The organism is Gilliamella sp. Occ3-1 (genome assembly GCF_001690655.1).
GTDB lineage: Bacteria > Pseudomonadota > Gammaproteobacteria > Enterobacterales > Orbaceae > Gilliamella > Gilliamella apicola_P.
In genome coordinates this window covers 1-18,933 of sequence record NZ_LZHQ01000018.1, presented here as the reverse complement: position 1 = coordinate 18,933, position 18,933 = coordinate 1, and the positions used below count along the sequence as shown (strand labels likewise).

At 33.2% G+C, this 18,933-nt stretch carries 22 protein-coding genes and 3 pseudogenes; 6 read left to right on the top strand and 19 right to left on the bottom strand.

Features of this window, described 5'->3' with window-relative positions; genetic code table 11:
• Together A9G43_RS05500 and mobH are read right to left on the bottom strand one after the other, a co-directional pair.
• On the bottom strand, window positions 1–156 hold a 156-nt coding region (locus tag A9G43_RS05500; RefSeq protein WP_141674028.1), incomplete at its 3' end, for a transposase.
• Between the two features lie 179 nt (window positions 157–335).
• Window positions 336–2,183, bottom strand: coding sequence for a MobH family relaxase (gene mobH, locus A9G43_RS05495; RefSeq protein ID WP_176701705.1), 1,848 nt, complete (start codon window positions 2,181–2,183; stop codon window positions 336–338).
• Between the two features lie 355 nt (window positions 2,184–2,538).
• On the opposite strand from mobH, the gene A9G43_RS05490 reads away from it, so the two are divergent.
• Together A9G43_RS05490 and A9G43_RS05485 are read left to right on the top strand one after the other, a co-directional pair.
• The gene (locus A9G43_RS05490; protein ID WP_065583138.1) at window positions 2,539–2,997 is read left to right on the top strand and encodes an STY4534 family ICE replication protein; all 459 of its coding nucleotides are present in this window, start codon (window positions 2,539–2,541) and stop codon (window positions 2,995–2,997) included.
• A gap of 177 nt (window positions 2,998–3,174) precedes the next feature.
• Window positions 3,175–3,552, top strand: a complete 378-nt coding sequence (locus tag A9G43_RS05485; protein WP_065590143.1) for a HigA family addiction module antitoxin — start codon at window positions 3,175–3,177, stop codon at window positions 3,550–3,552.
• A 110-nt stretch (window positions 3,553–3,662) separates the two neighbouring features.
• On the opposite strand, the gene A9G43_RS05480 is transcribed toward A9G43_RS05485, so the two are convergent.
• The 8 genes and pseudogenes from A9G43_RS05480 to A9G43_RS05445 all read right to left on the bottom strand — a co-directional run.
• Window positions 3,663–4,475 carry an IS3 family transposase gene (locus tag A9G43_RS05480; protein ID WP_255308739.1) on the bottom strand — a complete coding sequence of 271 codons (813 nt, stop codon included), beginning with the start codon at window positions 4,473–4,475 and terminating at the stop codon, window positions 3,663–3,665.
• Between the two features lie 23 nt (window positions 4,476–4,498).
• Window positions 4,499–4,798: an IS3 family transposase gene (locus A9G43_RS05475; RefSeq protein WP_034885636.1), complete on the bottom strand. Its 300-nt coding sequence runs from the start codon at window positions 4,796–4,798 to the stop codon at window positions 4,499–4,501.
• A 569-nt stretch (window positions 4,799–5,367) separates the two neighbouring features.
• Complete coding sequence (gene arsB / locus A9G43_RS05470; protein WP_065607297.1) at window positions 5,368–6,417, bottom strand: ACR3 family arsenite efflux transporter; 1,050 nt, start codon at window positions 6,415–6,417, stop codon at window positions 5,368–5,370.
• Window positions 6,418–6,473: 56 nt separating this feature from the next.
• A complete protein-coding gene (arsA, locus tag A9G43_RS05465) occupies window positions 6,474–8,228 on the bottom strand; it encodes an arsenical pump-driving ATPase (protein ID WP_065607296.1) in 1,755 nt (584 codons plus the stop codon).
• Window positions 8,229–8,289: 61 nt separating this feature from the next.
• Window positions 8,290–8,649, bottom strand: a complete 360-nt coding sequence (gene arsD / locus A9G43_RS05460; RefSeq protein ID WP_065607294.1) for an arsenite efflux transporter metallochaperone ArsD — start codon at window positions 8,647–8,649, stop codon at window positions 8,290–8,292.
• 16 nt (window positions 8,650–8,665) lie between these two features.
• Window positions 8,666–9,155, bottom strand: a pseudogene (locus tag A9G43_RS05455) (arsenate reductase ArsC).
• A gap of 2 nt (window positions 9,156–9,157) precedes the next feature.
• Window positions 9,158–9,478, bottom strand: a complete 321-nt coding sequence (locus tag A9G43_RS05450) for an ArsR/SmtB family transcription factor (protein WP_065607292.1) — start codon at window positions 9,476–9,478, stop codon at window positions 9,158–9,160.
• 71 nt (window positions 9,479–9,549) lie between these two features.
• Window positions 9,550–10,218, bottom strand: a pseudogene (locus A9G43_RS05445) (IS3 family transposase); the annotation flags it as partial.
• 19 nt (window positions 10,219–10,237) lie between these two features.
• Here A9G43_RS05445 and A9G43_RS05440 point away from each other — a divergent pair.
• The gene (locus tag A9G43_RS05440; RefSeq protein WP_065607288.1) at window positions 10,238–10,627 is read left to right on the top strand and encodes a hypothetical protein; all 390 of its coding nucleotides are present in this window, start codon (window positions 10,238–10,240) and stop codon (window positions 10,625–10,627) included.
• Window positions 10,628–10,734: 107 nt separating this feature from the next.
• A complete protein-coding gene (locus tag A9G43_RS05435; RefSeq protein WP_065607286.1) occupies window positions 10,735–10,995 on the top strand; it encodes a hypothetical protein in 261 nt (86 codons plus the stop codon).
• Between the two features lie 7 nt (window positions 10,996–11,002).
• Here the strand turns inward: A9G43_RS05435 and A9G43_RS05430 are convergent, their stop codons facing one another.
• From A9G43_RS05430 to A9G43_RS05395, 8 genes are all read right to left on the bottom strand, one after another.
• A complete protein-coding gene (locus A9G43_RS05430) occupies window positions 11,003–11,266 on the bottom strand; it encodes a type II toxin-antitoxin system RelE family toxin (RefSeq protein ID WP_065583134.1) in 264 nt (87 codons plus the stop codon).
• Entirely contained in the window at window positions 11,266–11,487 is a 222-nt protein-coding gene (gene relB, locus A9G43_RS05425) for a type II toxin-antitoxin system RelB family antitoxin (protein WP_065583133.1), read from the bottom strand. The genes A9G43_RS05430 and relB overlap by 1 nt, the downstream gene beginning before the upstream one ends.
• Before the next feature lie 129 nt (window positions 11,488–11,616).
• A complete protein-coding gene (locus A9G43_RS05420) occupies window positions 11,617–13,920 on the bottom strand; it encodes an SNF2-related protein (RefSeq protein ID WP_065607285.1) in 2,304 nt (767 codons plus the stop codon).
• Window positions 13,921–14,146: 226 nt separating this feature from the next.
• Entirely contained in the window at window positions 14,147–15,301 is a 1,155-nt protein-coding gene (locus A9G43_RS05415; protein ID WP_065607283.1) for a DUF6094 domain-containing protein, read from the bottom strand.
• A gap of 9 nt (window positions 15,302–15,310) precedes the next feature.
• Window positions 15,311–15,889, bottom strand: coding sequence for a hypothetical protein (locus A9G43_RS05410; RefSeq protein WP_065607281.1), 579 nt, complete (start codon window positions 15,887–15,889; stop codon window positions 15,311–15,313).
• A gap of 79 nt (window positions 15,890–15,968) precedes the next feature.
• Window positions 15,969–16,520: a DUF3275 family protein gene (locus tag A9G43_RS05405; RefSeq protein WP_065607279.1), complete on the bottom strand. Its 552-nt coding sequence runs from the start codon at window positions 16,518–16,520 to the stop codon at window positions 15,969–15,971.
• A gap of 85 nt (window positions 16,521–16,605) precedes the next feature.
• A complete protein-coding gene (locus A9G43_RS05400) occupies window positions 16,606–16,992 on the bottom strand; it encodes a hypothetical protein (protein WP_065607277.1) in 387 nt (128 codons plus the stop codon).
• A gap of 305 nt (window positions 16,993–17,297) precedes the next feature.
• Window positions 17,298–17,651: a hypothetical protein gene (locus A9G43_RS05395; RefSeq protein ID WP_065607275.1), complete on the bottom strand. Its 354-nt coding sequence runs from the start codon at window positions 17,649–17,651 to the stop codon at window positions 17,298–17,300.
• Between the two features lie 432 nt (window positions 17,652–18,083).
• Between A9G43_RS05395 and A9G43_RS05390 the strand changes: the two genes are divergently transcribed.
• On the top strand, window positions 18,084–18,353 hold the full coding sequence (locus A9G43_RS05390) for a hypothetical protein (RefSeq protein WP_065607273.1): 270 nt from the start codon (window positions 18,084–18,086) through the stop codon (window positions 18,351–18,353).
• Between the two features lie 136 nt (window positions 18,354–18,489).
• Window positions 18,490–18,588: pseudogene (locus A9G43_RS10720) on the top strand (integrase core domain-containing protein); the annotation flags it as partial.
• Window positions 18,589–18,626: 38 nt separating this feature from the next.
• Here A9G43_RS10720 and A9G43_RS05385 read toward each other — a convergent pair.
• A partial coding sequence (locus A9G43_RS05385) for an integrase core domain-containing protein (protein ID WP_141673986.1) occupies window positions 18,627–18,933 on the bottom strand: 307 nt, incomplete at its 5' end.

Sequence of the window (18,933 nt, the reverse complement as noted above, 5' to 3'; positions counted from 1 at the left end):
TTTGATATCCGAAGTTTCCATTCCGCCGTATTTTTCCCGCCATTTATAGAAAGTTGAATTACCCATGCCATATTTACGACAGAGTTCTTTAACCGGAATACCCGCTTCAGCTTCTTTTAAAATAGCGACGATTTGATGTTCAGTCATTTTTTTCATGTTTAAATCCTCTTTACTTTTATCATAGAGAATTTTCTACTTTTTTGCTGTATTATTTTAGGGGAGAGTTACAGTTTGTTTACGCAATTGTTTAAATTCTAGATATACTATGAGCAATTCCTGCCAAGATATTTTTTCTTTTTTTATTTCCATAAATACTCCTGATTCTCATTTTCTCACTAATTGTTTTTGTAAATATTAACATCATGAATTAATGTTAGATGTGGATTATCATGCAAATTATTCTCAATAGCAAATAATGGTTTGTTATCAATTAAATAACCTTTGATAAAAGTATGGCTTTTTCTTTTCCCAGAAATTAGGCACTTCCAGATATTAAATCCTTCATCACTGAATTTTGTATGAATTTTCAACTCTTGAAATTCACGTTGATATTGTTTCCAGTTACTATCATCATCATTACCATGTATATATAAACTATATTTTTTAAAAATTTTAGGAGTTATCATGAATATTTTACCATCAACAGTATGAATGCATGCATTTTGGTTATTAACAGGTAATTTTTTATCAATAATTTGACGTCTAACCCATTTAAAAAATGGTTTATTATAGATATCATCATTATCTATTGTGTTAGAAATACACTCATTTGAAATAGAAATATCATTATTTTTTGAATTATTTACTTTTATCTGACTGTCTTTTTTGGAATTGTCGCAATCATCATGATTATCAACCATATCTGTTTCAAATATCTCAGTATTTGTTTGTTCATTAGAAAATAGGTTCAATATTGTATCTTGCATTTTAGAAGCTTTGTCATCTACAGACTCAGATGCAATGTTTAATTTAGACTCATCTTTAACCTGCTTCGTTGAAATATTATCAGGTATGGAGTTAAGATCATCTGCTTCTAACAGTGGAGTGATTGAACCCTTGAATGGTTCTGGAGCATTAGTAATATTATGAAAAGCCACATTGGCAGGTATACGGATAAGTGTTAGTCTTTCAGCAATCCAACCCTCGTCAGATTCAATTTTACACGGCCAAATAGTTTTATCTTCATTTGCTATTGCTATCTCGTGCTCTTTTAGTATATTAAATATTTTTGCATTATCGGTCGGTATATCAGTTATACCATTTTGCAACAAATTAGCTTTCATTTTATCTGTGAATGATTTACTGATAACCCAAACATCTTTACCATCAAACCAGCCGTCGCAGGCTTTTGGACCATTCAAAATTAATTCAGATTCAATTAAATACCTTATCGAAACTATCATTTTACTCATTAATGATACTGGTTTGCTCAGTATTTTCGTTGGATCTCCACCTAGGTTATTCGATACAGAAAACATATCTGCTTTTTGTATAATTTCGGATAATACGCCAGCTTTTTCAGTGTGACCAGAACATAAACTTAAAAACGATTTAAATAATTCTGGGAATTGAGATAACCAAGTGATACTCTCATCTGGTAAAATTCGTTTAATCATCAATGCTCCAGCACTCGGATGAAGAGAATAATCCCTATCTTTTTTATAATTAAACCGATACGGTAAATCTAAATTACTTTTCCACGGATACCAGATTTTGCCATCGTTCATTTCAACATGCACATCTACAACAACTTTTCCTATATCATGTAATAAAGCTCCATATACAACAGCTGCGCTCCATGCTTGTGCTTGTCTTGGAATATCTTCTGCATTATCACCAAGCAAGTAAGATTGCCTTAGCTTTAATGCATAATTTGCTACTTCAAGCCCATGATCAATCATACCTCCAATATACGAGTGATGATGTGCCTCCGATGCTGGCAATAATTGCACTATTTCAACATAATTATTGATAACATCCATATATAATTTATTAAACCTTTGTTGATCAATTGATACTCGTTGCCAAATTAGTGAGATCAGCTTTTTTCGATAAGGTGTATCAAGTAATTCTGTTGCCGATTTTGGAATATACCAGTCTTTCAATGATGATGAGTCTTCATTAGCACTGATACCCTCGTGTTTATTTTTAACAATTAATAACTTTTTTATGAAATGAAGCATAATCACTAAAATTTTAGATACAATATTTATCAATTTTAATATAGAAAAATAAATATTCATCAAAATATTTTATTGCGGATTTTTACTTAATTAGTATAATTAATTTGTTTCCGTTACTATTTAGTAGCAAACAACGAGAAGATGATCGTTAATTCTCAGACGTAGCCAGTAAAATGGGACGTTCCTTTTTTAAGGTGATCACGCACTAACAACCAACAAACTCACTACTTCTGTAGGTTGGTAACATCATTTGATGTTGAGTTCTTATTAACCTATCTTTTACTCACCCATAGGGGAATTTTATCCCTTTGGGCTTAAATTCTCCTTTTTTATTGACTTAATTTTGGAGAATATTATGACTAACTCAACTAATAACACAGTAACTAAACAATTTTTTGATTTACATACAACTGGAATTGGCTATTTAAACCGAATCCGTGAAGTTAAAGTCAAAAATGGTAAACCTTATTTATCATGTACAATCGCAGCACTAAGAGGAAATTGTCAAAGCGCCGAATATACTTACATTAACTGTAACGTTACCGGTGAAAAAGCAAAAAACTTAGTTGAAAAATGTATTGAAGCAAATAAAGCTAACAAAAAAATCTTAATCAGTTTTTGTGTTGGTGATATCTATGCTGAAACATTTACATACAGCACTGGGGTTAAAAAAGGAGATGTTGGAATCAATTTAAAAGCTCGATTACTAAAAATCTCAAGCATTAAAATTGATGGTGAGCTTAAATATTCGGATAAAATCGAACATTTAGAAAATCAAAGTGAACCTCAAGAAGAACTCAGTAATGTTGCATAACAATTAACAACTCAAAAAAGCAAGGAAACTTGCTTTTTTAATTGTTAAATCAGTTGCTTCAACTCTCCATTTGTGATGTAATCCATCACATGAACAGACTTATATGATAAAAAGTTTTGAACATAAAGGGCTGGAAATTTTTTTGAAACTGGTTCAACTAGAGGTATTGGAGCATTTATGGAAATGTTTAACCCTTCACATCCAGGTGAAATTTTATTAGACGAAATTTTACCTAATACATTAAATATGACTATTACTGATTTTGCTAAACATCTAGGTTTTTCACGTGAAACAATATCAAGAGTGTTACATGGTAAAGCCCCTATTTCGCCAACTCTAGCTTGGCGATTAGAACTAGCTGGAATTAGCACTGCAAGAATGTGGTTATCATTACAATCCCAGTATGATTTATGGCAAATTAAACACAAATCAAACCAACCAGAAATAATTCGTTTAGTTCCGTGTATTGACGAAGATGAAGATATTCTTAGAATTGCCGAAGATAGACTCAGAAATCCTGGTAAAATTATTGAGGTGAATGTGGATGACCTTTAAAGTCGTGTTCGATGAAAAGGCATTTAAAGAATGGAATAAATTAGATCGGAGTATACAGCTTCAATTTAAAAAAAAGTAAAAAAACTTCAGATTGGAATGGCAACACATTTTCAAACAAAAAAATTAAGGGGTAAGTGTTTTTTAAATTCAACGGGAGGCAAGTAGCCTAACGAAGAATGTAATCGTTTATGATTATACCAATAGGCATAAGCCGAAAAAGCGCGTTGTAACTCAGCCGTTGAGTTGAAACGTTGGCCTTTTACAAATTCCGTTTTAATTGTTTTAAATGTCGCTTCCGCTACCGCATTGTCATATGGACACCCTTTCTTGCTTAATGAATGCGTGATATTAAATGTCTTAAAACAATCCGCTAATAACCGATTATCAAACTCTTTACCGCGGTCTGAATGAAATAAATCTAATTTTGATAATGGTTGTTTAATTTGGCTTAATGCCGACATAACAAGCTCTGCTGTTTTATGTTGACCAACATGGTAACCGACAATTTGCCTATCGGATAAGTTCACTAAAACACATAAATAGTTCCAACGTTGCTTAACTTGAATATACGTTAAATCCGCAACAACAATTTGTTTTTTATCACCTACATCAAATTGTCGTTGCAGGTGGTTTTCTGTGGCGGTTTCATTCACTTCCGTATTGTGAGATTGATAACGTTTAACGGTGTATTTTGATACCAGCAATAAGGCTTTCATCACCCGAGCAATGTAACGGCGTGACACCCAAATATTCTCTTTCTGTAAATCAAAACGAATTCGTCTTGTACCATAAGACTGATAGCTCTGATTAAATAGCGTCACGATTTTATCGGCATAAAGCCCTACTGATTTTTGTCTATTCAATTTACACTGATAATAAGCATAATGTCTTGATAATCCTAAATATTGACATAGCTTTGTTATGCTATAACGATGTCGATTTGCTTTTAGGATAGCGATTTTCGCCCTATTATCAGTGCTGCTTGCTTTAGAATATCGTTTTCCATACGGAGTTGTTTAAGCTCTTTACGCAACGCGATTAACTCTTGTTCTTGTGGACTGCGATTATCTTTTGTTTTAAATGAGCCGCTTTGGCTTGCTTGCGTTATCCAACGGTCCAAAGCTGATGGTGTCAAATCATATTCGGCAACGATTTCACTACGTGATTTACCATGTTGATAAAGACTGACCATTTGGTGTTTAAAATCATCTGTGAATGTTCGTCTTTTGCGTTTAATCTTATTCAATTTGTTCCTTTTTTAGTTGTGATAAGTTTACCTTACCCCTTAAAAAAGTTGTATGAATTAGTGTAGCCTATCCAGATTAAACCCTATATTGAATCAGCTAAGTTAAGTGGTTCACTGTCTGGGTGTTTCAAAATAAAATTGAGGTCATCTGGATTCAGAATGGTCTATAAAGTTATTGATGAGCTTATCATTATCAAAGTGTTAGCGATAGGTAAGCGAGAATCTTTAAATGTTTACAACAATGCAAAGCAACGCATTAATTAAATCGTTATACTAATTTTTTCGCTACTTTTAGTGGCAAACATAGAGATGATGATCGTTAATTCTCAGACGCTGCCAAAAATGGAGCGTTCCTTTTTTAAGGTAATCACGCCCTAACAACCAACAAACTCACTGTTTTTTGCAGGTTGGTGACATCTGTTTGATGTTGAGTTCTTATAAACTTACCTTTTACTCACCCATAGGGGAATTTTATCCCTATCTGAACTGAACCCCGAAAGTTGGACACGAAATTTGCAGTATAAAAGACTGAGTTGTAAATTAAAACTTAGTCTTTTATTTTAATTAGATTAAAAATAATTCTTTCTAATCCATAATGCCATGTTAACTAGTAGAATTAATACTGGAACTTCTACTAATGGCCCTATAACTGCTGAAAAGGCCACAGGCGATGCTAAACCAAAAGCGACAATAGCTACTGCAATGGCTAATTCAAAGTTATTACTGGCCGCTGTAAAAGACATGGCGGTTACTTTAGGGTAGCTTTCATTGGCTAATTTACCCATGACAAAACTTAAAACAAACATTACAACAAAGTAGATTGTTAGTGGAATAGCTATGCGAATAGCGTCTAAAGGTAGCTTAACGACTTCATTACCTTTTAAGCTAAACATAGCCACAATAGTAAATAGTAACGCAATTAATGTAATAGGGCTGATTTTAGGTAAAAATTTATTTTGATACCAACCATCTCCTTTTACTTTTCGTAAAAAGTAACGAGTTAAAAAACCTGCTAAAAAGGGTATGCCTAAATAGATAAGAACAGCTTCAGCGATAGTACCAAAACTTACATTAATCACACTTCCCGCTAAACCAAATAAAGGCGGTAAGTAAGAAAGATAAAACCAAGCAAAGACACTAAAAAATAGGATTTGGAAGATAGAATTGAAGGCAACCAGTGCAGCAACATACTGGTTATCACCATCAGCTAATTGATTCCAAACCAGCACCATAGCGATACAACGCGCAAGACCAATTAAAATAACACCTGTCATATACTCTGGATAATCATGCAAAAAAATTATCGCTAATATAAACATTAATGCAGGGCCAATTAACCAATTCTGTATTAATGATAAAGCTAATATTTTTTTATCTTGAAAAATTTTAGGTAGCTCTTCATAACGCACTTTTGCCAGTGGTGGATACATCATTAAAATAAGTCCAATAGCAATAGGTATATTAGTAGAACCAACAGATAATCCATTAAGCTTATCTGGTAAGGATGTAAATACCGTACCTAAGATAAAACCTAATGTCATTGCAGCAAAAATCCATAGAGTTAAGTAACGGTCTAAAAAAGACAGTTTTTTTACAGGTGTGTTCGTTTGGCAAGTCATAATAATCTAACCTATATTATTTGGCTGATTAGTTAACTAACCAGCGCTTTTCTTTATCAATTGGCTAATTTAGTTAAAGCATCTATACCTATGGGCTCTTCTGCCTGTAATGGTACTATTGCCGTTCGTTTAGCATATTCAGTTAATACCTTCTGAATTTGAGGTATCTCGCTTTGCGCACGTAATTGCAGTAGTTGTGATGAGGTTTCAGAGGCCGCAACACTGTTATTAATTATCCATGCCCAAGGCTCTATACCAGCACGACGTAAGTCATCTTGTAAATGAGCTGCCTCGAGTACTGGAGTTGTTTCAGCTAAGGTAGTAATAATCACCTTAGTATAATCAGGGTCTTGTAAACGCATCATGGGTGTAGTGAAATGCGTTTGACTCTTAGCCATTTGTCTAGTGACCTCTTTGTGATAAGCCCCTGTGGCATCAAGTAATAGCAACGTATGCCCAGTGGGTGCAGTATCCATCACTACTATCTTTTTACCTGCCTCACGGATAGTGCGTGAAAAAGCTTGGAATACTGCAATTTCTTCAGTACAAGGTGACCTTAAATCTTCCTCAAGTACCAGACGATCTTGCTCACTCATATCCTTACCTGTGGTTTCCAAAACATGCTGACGATAACGTTCAGTCTCTACTTTAGGATCAATGCGACTGACAGCAAGATTAGGTAGTTGTTTATCGAGTGTATTGGATGAATGAGCAGCAGGGTCTGAAGTTGAAAGATGAACATCCAAACCCTTTTGTGCTAAATGCACGGCTATTGCTGACGCCAGTGTTGTTTTACCAACACCACCTTTACCCATTAGCATAATTAAACCATTCTGTTGAGTCTCTAATTCTTTTAGTAATTGTGCTAATGAGGCGATATCAGGCAGTTGGTTATTATATTCAGCCATCCTAGATTGTGATGTTAAGCTACTATCAAACAGTTGGCTTAGTGCTTCAACACCTACTAAGTTAAAAGGTTTTAATGGTAAGTAATCAGTAGGTAATTTTGTTAATTGGCTTGGCATATGCTCAATAGCCTGTTGTTCATGAGTATAAATAGCTTTGGCTAAGGTATCATTTGTAGCTTCTTGCTTATCTAGTAAACCATTAACAACTAAATATTGGTTGTTTATACTTAATGCAGCCAGTTCTTCATAAGTACGAGCAACTTCTAATAATGCGGTTTTCTGTGCTCTGGCTACCAAAACCAATCGCGTTCGTTTGGAATCAGCTAAGGCATCCACGGCATTTTGATATTGTGTTTTTTGTTTTTCTAAGCCAGCTAAAGGTCCTAAACAAGAACTACCCTCTGGATTATCACTAATAAACTCACTCCATGCACCAGGTAGTTGTAACATACGGATCGTATGCCCAGTTGGTGCAGTATCAAACACAATATGATCAAACTGTGCTAGCAATGCTTGATTAGTCAGTAAACCCGTAAACTCATCAAAGGCAGCAATTTCTGTCGTACAAGCCCCTGAAAGCTGTTCTTCAATACCCGCTACCACCTCATCAGGTAGTATCCCTTTTACAGGTTCTACAATACGTTTTCTGTATTGCGCTGCCGCTGCTTGTGGATCAAGCTCAATAGCAGAAAGATTCGGAACTGCTTGAATTGGTTTAATTGTTGCACCAATAGTTTGTTCAAAAACTTGTCCAACATTTGAAGCAGGGTCTGTACTAACTAATAAAGTACGCTTTCCTTGGTTAGCTAATTGAATCGCTGTAGCACAAGCTAGTGATGTTTTACCAACACCGCCTTTACCCGTAAAAAAGACAAAAGGAGAGATATGCGTTAAAAATTTCATCTTAAACACCTTTAAAATAATAAATTAAATTTTATGTATTGTTATCGTAGATACGCCTAAATTAGCAACAACCCGTTTTGCCACCACAACAAGGTTTAGTCGTTTCTTGCTCATCTAATTTGATATCTGCCCATTGAGCTAATTCTTTACGTGTAGGGTAACGTCCTGCTAGCGCTACCTCTTCATCAATCAGAATAAGTGGTAAAGCGTCAACACCTGAGTGCTCTAAGAATTTTTTAACTATCTCATTCTCAGCAAAAGCCATTGGCTGTTGAGATAGATTAAAACGCTCTATGTTAATGCCTTGTTTTTTTGCCCAATCCACATCAGCGGCAAAAGTAACTAATATAGAATCTACTTCTGTACCACATACACCTGTGCTACAACATAAAGCGGGATCATATACTTGAATTAAAATCATTTCATTACTCCATCAACTATTGAAATATTTCGTTAAAAAAATGTTGTCCAACTTCATTAAAAAGCTTTTGCAATTTATCATTGAATAATTCATCAAGAGGTTGTTGCAAGAAAAAAGTAATTGCTTGCTTAAATTGGTTAAAGGTTTGTTCAAAAACAGCTGCAATTTCTTGTTCTGTTCCTGTTGCCTTAGCAGGGTCAGTTAATCCCCAATGACTTCTTATTGCCTTACCTAAATAAATAGGACAGGTTTCACCTGCTGCCGAAGCACAAACTGTAATCACAATATCAGGCATACTATCTAAATCATTCCAAGACTTACTAAGTAACCCTGCAGTACCAATATAGTGCTGTTGTAATATAGTAATTGCATTAGGATGAATATAGCCAACAGGCTGACTACCAGCACTCACTGCACTCCATCCAGTAGGGGCGAGATTATTAAAAAATAGCCTCGGCCAAGGCAGAACGGCAGGAGTTACCTGTACATAAAAATAGAATTTGCATAGTTATATAGCTTCCTTTTTACAATCTGTTTTTCCTGACTGGGAAATACAGCATTGTTCAGTTAAATAACCAGCTAAGCTTTTCATTAATGGTAAGTTTGCACGGTAACGTAAAAAACGCCCCTCTTGTTCCATTGAAATAAGTTGGCAATGAGTAAGAGCTTTTAGGTGGAACGAAAGATTAGAAGCAGGTAGATCAAGGGCATTAGCAATTTCACCAGCAACTAAACCTTCAGAACCATAGCGGATTAGTAGACTAAAAATATCTAATCGAATGGGAGAAGAGATACATTCAAAATATTTTGCAGCTTGTATCGTATTCATAATAATTATTTCTATATTTCAACTATAGTTGAAATAATATTCTCTATTAAAAAAACTGTCAATCATTTTTATTATTTACTAATATTTACTTCTCTATTAAGTCTATACTTAATAGGACTTAATCCGCCCAATTTTAATTTAATTCGGTCATGATTATAATAATAGATATAACTATTTATGTAATTAGCCAACTGCTTAATATCATTAAATTTTTCCAAATAGAAAAGTTCAGTTTTTAAAATACCAAAGAAATTCTCCATTACTGCATTATCCAAACAATTACCTGATCTAGACATGCTTTGAGTAATACCATTATCTCGTAATCTTTGCTGGAAAAAAGTCATTTGATACTGCCAACCTTGATCACTGTGAAGCATAGGTTTGTCTTTAGGATTGAGAATCTTAATTGCTTTAGATAACATGCTATCAACCATTTCTAAATGTGGTCTTTCTGCTATCTCATGCGAAACAACTTCACTATTGTATAAATCTAGTAGCACTGATAAATATAGTTTTTTACCTTTTACATTAAACTCCGTAATATCTGTTACCCACTTTTCATTAGGATGAGAAGCTTTAAAGTCACGATTTAGGATATTTTTGGCAACTTTACCTACTTGGCCTTTATAAGAACAGTATCTTTTGGGTCTAACCAAAGATTTTAAACCTAATTCTGACATTAAGCGTCTAATAGTCTTGTGATTTAACAATTTACCTAGTTTTCTTAATGTTAAAGTAATACACTATAGGAGAACACTTATGCATAAAATTAATAGATTATATCTTCGAGATGATATTATAAAAATTGATGACGATATATTATCTAATATTAAACGATATGATTTGATTAATTCATTCTCTGATGGGGAAGGCGTTGAATTTAATCTCTATCTATCAGAAATGGAGGATTGGTTGATAAAACAATGGCAATGTAATAATTTAAATGATTTCAATCATAAAATTGCTAGCCGTTTCAATTCATCTTATAAAGAAATTTTATCATCAGGAGATTATACACAATGTTTTTTGATTTGTTTTTTGGAGCATTTAAAAGAATTAGGTCATAATGCCTATTTTGATTTGTATTCTGAAGCTGTATTAAGTATTGATGGTGAAATTATTGATAATATCTGTCTCTTAACTAGTTAAAACATTCACAATAAAAAGCAAGGAAACTTGCTTTTTTTACAACAATGATGTAATACATACTAAGAAATAAATTATAATTCTTTGTTTTTCGACTAAGGAAAAAATAAATGAGGCATTTAATAATTTATCCAGACATTAAAGCAAGGGCAATCAAGAACCCGTCTGAAGAGGATTATTTACGTTATGAAAATACTGATCATGGTCTACTTGATGATGATACATTTAACGAATTAACTAAACGAAGAATTCAAGAGTTATTTAAAACTCAAAGCTACGTTGAACAAGTCGGAAATGAAATCTGGCGAGTTAAGCCTGATGGATCTCGTGAATTCATAAAAAGGATTGTTAAATACGGAGAATGCTCATAATTAAGTATTATTTGTAAATATCTTTTCGATGACCAACATTAATTATTTTAATTTGTATTTTTTCGTCAGAAATATTACACAGTATTCGATAATTTCCTATACGGTATCTCCAATCTGCTAAATTACCTTTTATCGCTTTACCAGTAAAGCGTGGATTTTCACAATTGATTAAATTTTTTTCAATCCAGTTAATTATTATTTTTGCTTGTGATTTATCAATTTTTGAAAGTGATTTTAATGCTTTTGCCGTATAAATAACCTGATACATCATTATAAGCCTAGTTTTTGTTTAACTTCTTCATGGGTATATGTTTCAGGATGTTCTTTATTATATTCGATTGCTTCTGTGAGAAGTTTTAAATCTAATTCATCTTCTATTTTTTCAATAAGGCTTTCTTTAAATAAAGAAGATAAGCTTTTCCCTTGAAAAGTTGCGTATTCAGAAAATATACTTTCTTCTGTTTCGTTCAATCTTATACTAACGATAGACATGTTATGTTTCCTTGTATTTGGTAAAATATGTATTACATTGTAATACGTCAAGTATGTTTATGTCCAGTTTTATTTAAATAGCTAAAAAAACGCAACAAATGTTGCGTTTTTTATGGAATAACTGTTTTATTATGATGCAATTAGCTGTTTTGCTAAAGCCACTTCAATTGATTCATCATCAGAATTAAGTATATCTAATCCCGAATCTGGCATATCTCCTGATGTACTTTGTGAAACTGCTATTTTTTTTGCCATCAATTTTAAACAGCTTGTTTGAGCTGAATTTTCATAGCCTAAATAAATCACTTTTACATCATTTTTTTGGCCAATCCTAAACGAGCGTTTAGCCGCTTGTTGCAATGTATAAACATTGAATCCTGTTTGCAAGAAAATAATTGTTGGAAAATCAAGTAAATCAAGGCCTGTTTTAACAAGCTCTGGATTTGTTATGACAATATCATAATCTTTATCCACTTTGTCTAAGATCCAATCCTCCCTCTTTTCTGGCGACACATTTGATTTTAATATGGCTGTTTTTAAACCAGATTGTTCTAAAATAAGTTTAAGCCGTCCAGTTATGTCTCGAGTACCTGTATAGGTTGCATATACCAATACTTTACGACCATCTGTTTTTTCAGCTAAACAATGTTCAACTAAAGATTGCTCTTTTGGCGAACATTCAATAAAACTATCACCCTCATCACCATTACTAAATACAGATGGCACAAAAGCCAACTTATCTCGTGTTCTTGGATGAGTGACTATTTCTGCTCTAAAACAGCAATCTGGCCATGCAAGTAAGGTATTGAGTACAACACCAAGTAATGTTGTATCTCTTTTCACTAATGCACTTCTCAACTCACTCTTCAGTTTATTCGATAGCTTATCGTAATGGCTCCGTTGCTCATGTGACATTGGAATATCAATATACTCTTCAGTATAATTAGGAAGAATATTATCACCAATATCTTTAAGTTTTAGAAATACTGTATACGGTAATACATATCGTAAAATACCCTTTGGTCCAAAGCCTGGAGCTTTTTGTGTTCGATGAGAAATCTGATTACCTTTTGCCGTTTTATGGCTATTTCCATGCTTTTCGGTATATAGGTCTTTAATGATTCCATGATCTCGCATAAACTCCATCGCAGCGGAACCTAGAGAACCTCTGCTATTCGGTTTATAACCGTCTTCAATCATCTTAGACGTCAATACACGAAATAGTAAGAAAAACAGATCATCTGCATATCCTCCCATAAGAGTACCAGTTAAAAGTAAAATCTTTTTAACTTGGCTGGCAAGCACACCCATCGCCTGACCTTGTGCAGAGCCTTGATTTTTATACTCATGACCTTCATCAACAATCAATAAATCAAAAAATCCTTGTGGTAAATATCTTTTGATAAATTCGGTAGCTTGATAAGCACCTTCGCCAAAACCAAATTCAAGTTTAGCTAAAGCTTTTTCCATTCTTATTGCTTGTCTGTCAGTGAAAATAAACTCACCATTTTCATTCATAAGATTAACAAAATCTGATGCATTATCCGCAAGCAGATCAGATAGAAAATCGTCACCAAATTTATTAATTAGAGATTCAGCTTTCACTGGCCCAACTGTCGGAATTTGACACATCGATTTTTTAACTCTGTCTCTAAAACTAGAATTCGAGTTATTTAATGGTCTAATCAAAGTCCATAAAGCACTGCCACAATTCACACAAGTTGTTCGATGTTCTTTCAAAACAAAATCGCTAAAAAGAATTAACTCCCCCTCGTCATCACGACAAAAATTATAACAGTCGGGACAAGCAGCACAGTCTTTTTTTATGTATTTTGTTTTAACTTCCCCACGTTCATGAATATTTTGCTTTTGGTAAATAGGTTTTGATTTCAGTGCATGTTTCCAGTTGTATCCCATTCGCATTCGAACACGTCCTAAAACGTAAAATTCAGGCACATTAGATGTAATACCTAACTTAAGCTCTTGCCTCAATTTTAATAGCTTCACAAGTGTATCTGAGCCATTTAAAACCCATACTCTTGCACCTGGTATCGTTTCTAAAATTTCTCGTCGCCATTTATATACAAGATGAGGTGGCGAAATTATCAGATTACGTCGATACTGGGCTTCATAGTGAAGTACTGCTGCCACAGCAATTGCCATCATTGTCTTTCCTGTTCCCATTTCAGCATTGATAATCGCTGCAGGTTCATTCTGATCTAATAACAATTTTGTAACAGCCTGTACAACATTAGCTTGTTCACTAAATGGTTTACGTTTTAACTGTTCCATAATTGATTGTCGTTCAAATGACATATCATCCTGAGTGTAAACTGGAGGATTAGATGCATTCAAACTATCCAATAATGAATCTTTAAACTCGTTAATAAAACTATTTAAATCAATTTGTATATTTGATGTTACTTGTTCCATTTTTAATCCTTAAATAAAAAGGGATACAAGCTCCACAAGGGATTGTATCCCTTATGGGTTAATGTTTTAATTAATACAGAATTAATACTCATTCGGCAGCATTAGTGTAGTCATAAAAGCTTGCTTATAATCATACCACTCTGTAATAATCCATAGTTTTTTATCATCAGAAAGCTTATAACTTGCAAATAAGCGATCATTTTTTTGTCCTTGCCTTAAAACTCGATCATTTATCATCTTCACACAATTCATCAGGTTCATTATCTCGGTTCGAAATTAGAAATAACGAACCAAATGTTTCTGAATTTGGAGTGAAATCCCATGCCTTAATTGAAGGAACAAATTTATCAGTCAAAATTGTTTTTGATTCAATAATAAATCCATTATCATCCAACGTGTTTTCAACGTTTTTCGACTTTGATTTATAAGTATCACCTTTAATAATATAGGTTTTACCTGTGTTAGACTTTACAATACCATTGATTTCACCAGCAGCAAGTGCTAGTGATAAATGCCAGTCGGACATCTTACACAACGGTTTGCGTTTGCGTTCACAACTTTTTTTGAAAAAAAGATTAAAGTCATTCCATAGTCCACCAATCTTTTGAACTTCCTGACCTAACTCTTCATCAGTAAATGATAATTTATAGAAAGATTTAATTTCACTTTCTGGCTCAGGAATTTGATACATTGGCTTATTTGTAACAGCTATCTCATCAGGAACAACCTTTCCTTCAAAAATAGCCTTAAATTTGGCCTTCACATCATTTTTTTCCTGAAGTGCTATATCATTTTGTCGAACTTTTCTTCCAAAAATAACAATCTGCTTGAATTGTTTATCACAAGCTGTAAATATTGAAATATCAGTGAACTGACTTGCAATCCAATTTGAAAGCATCTCATCAAGCTGAGTAAACGGAATTATTAATACTAAAATACCGTTATACTGCAGAGACGGAATCGTAAAACGATAGAATATTTTCTCTAATCGTTTATAGTCTTTCTGATAATTTGTAATTGCTCCATTATGTTCACTAGTTAAATTCCCATATGGTGGATTTAAGAATAATAAACCAAAGGAATTGAGTGAAATCACGGTATCAAATAAATCACTTCTTAACAAAACATCACAATATTTTTGAGCTAGTTCTGCTCGATGTCGATTGTATTCAACACCATACAGTTTTGCTTTATGACTAATTGAATACGTAATATTACTTGCTGCTCGAGCTTCGCCTATACAGGGATCTAAAACCCGAATAACAGTATTATCAGTTCTTACAAAATGGCTAATAATTGCATTTGTTGTAGCATCATCCGTTGGATAATAGCCATTTTTAGCAAAATTATGCGCCGCTCGTTGCGATACAAGTGCAACCATAATTACTCCTTATGATAAAGTTAAAATACCATCACGAATTTTTTGGCTCATGATTTGAGTTAATATTGTGTCGTTTACAATAATTGTTGTTGCATCAACATCACCAACAATCGCTTTGTGCTCCTTAATCATTCCTTGTTGTTTAGCAATCGATACAATTTCGTCAGCCCAATGTTCTAAAATGGGTACAGAAGAAAGTACTTTAATTGCATCAAAGTAACGATTATGTCTACTGGAAACATCTTCTACCTTATAAATAGAGATCATTGAATTTGAATCACGGTTTGGCTCAATAATGCGTTTATCAAAAATAAAAGCGTGAATCAACGAACCAAATAACGTTTTAGTTACTTTCAATGTGCGCTTTGCATAATGCTTTCCTTCGGCTAAAAACACTCGATGATGATTTAACTTAATATCTGTTAAACCATGTTTAGTTGTTTCACCGATCGTAAGTTTTGCAAAGAGTTCCTGCATTGCGGTATCTTTCCCCCATACAGATAAAAAAATGAGTTCTGAATCGTTATTCGCAATACAACAATCACATTTCAAATCAGGAATATCTTGTAATGTAAGAATGTTACTCATTAAAGTTTCTCCTTAAATCAATATAAGGAGAAACGATCTCTAGGAAGACCTGTTTCTCCCCAGAGATAGATAAGTTAAGTTAAAATTGTTCTGGCAATTTATTCCAACATTGGCTTTTATAGTCAAAATGGTAACCAAGTTCGATTAAACGTTTTTTCTGGGAACGTATTTTTAAGCGATCCTCCGTTGAATCTAGTTTAACTTGATCACCTATTGGCCATAAAATACCAAACAGTTCAGAATCATCTGAATCTGAGGTAGCCATAGTTTCTTCATGTTGATGCTCAGTATTAACTTTCTGAACTTCAGATGACTCAGTCTGACAAATAGGGTCTTCTGATACATGTATTTTTTCTGAATCTGCTTCATCTAATTTAGATGAATTAACTAGATCCATATCTTCAATATACGCACAACACTCAATAACAACGCGGTTGCCGTAGCTATATGAAGAAGATTTGATTTGTTTAATCACAAACGACCCTTCATATTTTCCAGCTTCATACTGATCCAATAATTTATTATCTTTTAAAGAAAATTCACCAATGGACGTAAAAAGCTTGGCGACATTGAAATTGCCATATTTACCCGTTCTGGTTGTAATGACTAATTCACCAGGTATTGAAATCATATTAATGCTCCAGTATAAAAAGTAAAAATAAAAACCAACTACTTTATGCGTAATAAAGTAAGCTGGTTTAAATGAAATAGGAAAACTATTTTTGTAGTTGATGATAATTTCTAACTTGAGTTCGCCATTCTTGATTTACTTCAAAATTAGCTAATTCAAGGTAATTAAGTGGACATGAATAATAAGGAGGAAAAGATAATTCACAATAATATGAATAGCTCCAAGCCTCATCAATTTGCTTAATCAAATTACATTTTATGTAACGGTATTTACCTGCCAGTAAAATGTTTCGATAATCGTTTATGACATTAAATTCAATTAATGACCATAATATGGTTACTCCATGAATATAGTCATTACAAACATGAAATTGCAATGTTTTTTCTTCATAATGTTCACTATAAACAGGAGCAATTAATAAATTAATTAACTCAGATTTAGTATGAATATTATGCTCTGAATACCATCTCATAATAATAAACCTCCTCAAACAAAATCAGGAGATATCACTCAAGAGGAGTGAAAATCCCCCTCCTGGTTGACACATTAAAATTAAGACTTATGTAAGTATTCTTGAATGATTGAACTTAATGATACATCATCAGGTATAGTTGCTTCACAATTGATTAAAGCAAGAAAATATTCTGTTGAAAGAAGTATGTATTCGTTAGTTAACATGGATATTCTCCTAATTAAAAGTTGAATAAAAAGGAGAATACTTTCCACAGGAGAAAATATTCCCCCTATGGGTAAGTGATAAAAACAATTAATTACTTATTAAAATAATTCTCTTGTTTTATTTTGGATCTCATTTTTTTCTAATGAGGCATGAGTTAGTTCTCGTTGTTGCATCAATGCTGGAAGTAAGTCATTGTATTCCTCAATTCTTAGCATTCGAATATCCTTCAATGAAGGTGTAAACCAACTAAACTTTTGTCCCAATTGTTGAACGGCTAAAACACAAGTTACTGCATTAATACTACTATTACCAAAATACACAGATCCTTGCTTCCATTCAAAACCAAGCTTTTTTAACTCATCTCTAACTTCTTTATAAGCATTAGTATATGCACCAGGATAATAGTGCTCTAACCTGCTTGTATCGAAGTCAAAAGTAATTGCATAAGACATTGAGTATACCTCAATATGTGAATGTGATAGTCTAAAATAACTCAACATCAAAATAGATGTCACCAACCTGAAAAAACAGTGAGTTTGTTGGTTGTTAGTGCGTGATCACCTTAAAAAAGGAACGTCCCATTTTATTGGCTACGTCTGAGAATTAACGATCATCTTCTCGTTGTTTGCTACTAAAAGTAGCGGAAACAGGTTTCATTATAATGCAAATTATTCACTAAATTCAATATTAAATTAAAAATCAACAACTAGTTATGTTATGCCCTTTTTACTTTCAGCCTTTTCAGCCTTTTCAAGGTAGGGCCATTCCCATTATGGCCCATTACCATTAATACCATTACCCTTTTACCCTTTGCCTTTGCCATTGACACAAAACAAAATATATTTTACATATAAAGCATAAATTTTAATCAGAGTGACATAAAAATGGAAAATAAAGATAAGTCAACACAGTCTGACACAGAAAACGAAATGCTATTTAATAGCAATGGATTTGAATTATTTATAAAAATCTTATCTGGTTTAGGTAAATTTGTATGGTTTATATTCAAAGGCATACTCTACGTATTACTGTTTTTTTTGGAAACGACACCAGAAAAAAGAAGAGAAGAAGAGGAAGAAAGAAGAAATGAAATATCGTATTATGATGATGATGAAGGTCATGGCTACACAAGAGATGGCAGGATAAAATGGTGATTATTTTAAATAAGACCCTGTAAATAATTTTGTGTTTTTGCCTATTTTTAACGTATCCTAAGATATAAAAAATAGGTAAATAGATTTATTTTCTACTTTTTTCCCCTTTACTGGCATACGGTCGTTCAGCTAATATTATATAGAGCCTGGTAGCCCTTATCAAAATGGCTATATTGAACGATTTAATCGTACCTATCGCACTGAAGTGCTCGATTTATATCTTTTTAACAACTTGTAAATACCCCAAACTTAATACACAACTCACGTAGAAAATTAAGCTGCCTGTTTTAATGTTTTATATTCGATCGGCGTCATATTATTTAGTGCTTCATGAGGCCTTTCGGTGTTATAAATCGTTAACCATTCTTCGGTTATTCTCCTTGCTTGCGCTAGGTTGTTAAAAAGATATAAATCTAACACTTCAGTTCGATAAGTCCGATTAAATCGTTCAATGTAACCATTTTGATAAGGGCTACCGGGTTTGATGTAATCTATAGTTATACCATGTGTTTTTGCCCAATTAGTAAACGTGTTTCCGGTGAATTCTGGTCCATTATCGACTCGTATTTTTAATGGATAC

Excerpts from the sequence above, each read along its gene's own strand:
- mobH (WP_176701705.1), bottom strand. The coding sequence starts at position 2,183 with ATGCTTCATTTCATAAAAAAGTTATTAATTGTTAAAAATAAACACGAG.
- A9G43_RS05490 (WP_065583138.1), top strand. The coding sequence starts at position 2,539 with ATGACTAACTCAACTAATAACACAGTAACTAAACAATTTTTTGATTTA.
- A9G43_RS05485 (WP_065590143.1), top strand. The coding sequence starts at position 3,175 with ATGGAAATGTTTAACCCTTCACATCCAGGTGAAATTTTATTAGACGAA.
- arsB (WP_065607297.1), bottom strand. The coding sequence starts at position 6,417 with ATGACTTGCCAAACGAACACACCTGTAAAAAAACTGTCTTTTTTAGAC.
- arsA (WP_065607296.1), bottom strand. The coding sequence starts at position 8,228 with ATGAAATTTTTAACGCATATCTCTCCTTTTGTCTTTTTTACGGGTAAA.
- arsD (WP_065607294.1), bottom strand. The coding sequence starts at position 8,649 with ATGATTTTAATTCAAGTATATGATCCCGCTTTATGTTGTAGCACAGGT.
- A9G43_RS05450 (WP_065607292.1), bottom strand. The coding sequence starts at position 9,478 with ATGAATACGATACAAGCTGCAAAATATTTTGAATGTATCTCTTCTCCC.
- A9G43_RS05440 (WP_065607288.1), top strand. The coding sequence starts at position 10,238 with ATGCATAAAATTAATAGATTATATCTTCGAGATGATATTATAAAAATT.
- A9G43_RS05435 (WP_065607286.1), top strand. The coding sequence starts at position 10,735 with ATGAGGCATTTAATAATTTATCCAGACATTAAAGCAAGGGCAATCAAG.
- A9G43_RS05430 (WP_065583134.1), bottom strand. The coding sequence starts at position 11,266 with ATGATGTATCAGGTTATTTATACGGCAAAAGCATTAAAATCACTTTCA.
- relB (WP_065583133.1), bottom strand. The coding sequence starts at position 11,487 with ATGTCTATCGTTAGTATAAGATTGAACGAAACAGAAGAAAGTATATTT.
- A9G43_RS05420 (WP_065607285.1), bottom strand. The coding sequence starts at position 13,920 with ATGGAACAAGTAACATCAAATATACAAATTGATTTAAATAGTTTTATT.
- A9G43_RS05415 (WP_065607283.1), bottom strand. The coding sequence starts at position 15,301 with ATGGTTGCACTTGTATCGCAACGAGCGGCGCATAATTTTGCTAAAAAT.
- A9G43_RS05410 (WP_065607281.1), bottom strand. The coding sequence starts at position 15,889 with ATGAGTAACATTCTTACATTACAAGATATTCCTGATTTGAAATGTGAT.
- A9G43_RS05405 (WP_065607279.1), bottom strand. The coding sequence starts at position 16,520 with ATGATTTCAATACCTGGTGAATTAGTCATTACAACCAGAACGGGTAAA.
- A9G43_RS05400 (WP_065607277.1), bottom strand. The coding sequence starts at position 16,992 with ATGAGATGGTATTCAGAGCATAATATTCATACTAAATCTGAGTTAATT.
- A9G43_RS05395 (WP_065607275.1), bottom strand. The coding sequence starts at position 17,651 with ATGTCTTATGCAATTACTTTTGACTTCGATACAAGCAGGTTAGAGCAC.
- A9G43_RS05390 (WP_065607273.1), top strand. The coding sequence starts at position 18,084 with ATGGAAAATAAAGATAAGTCAACACAGTCTGACACAGAAAACGAAATG.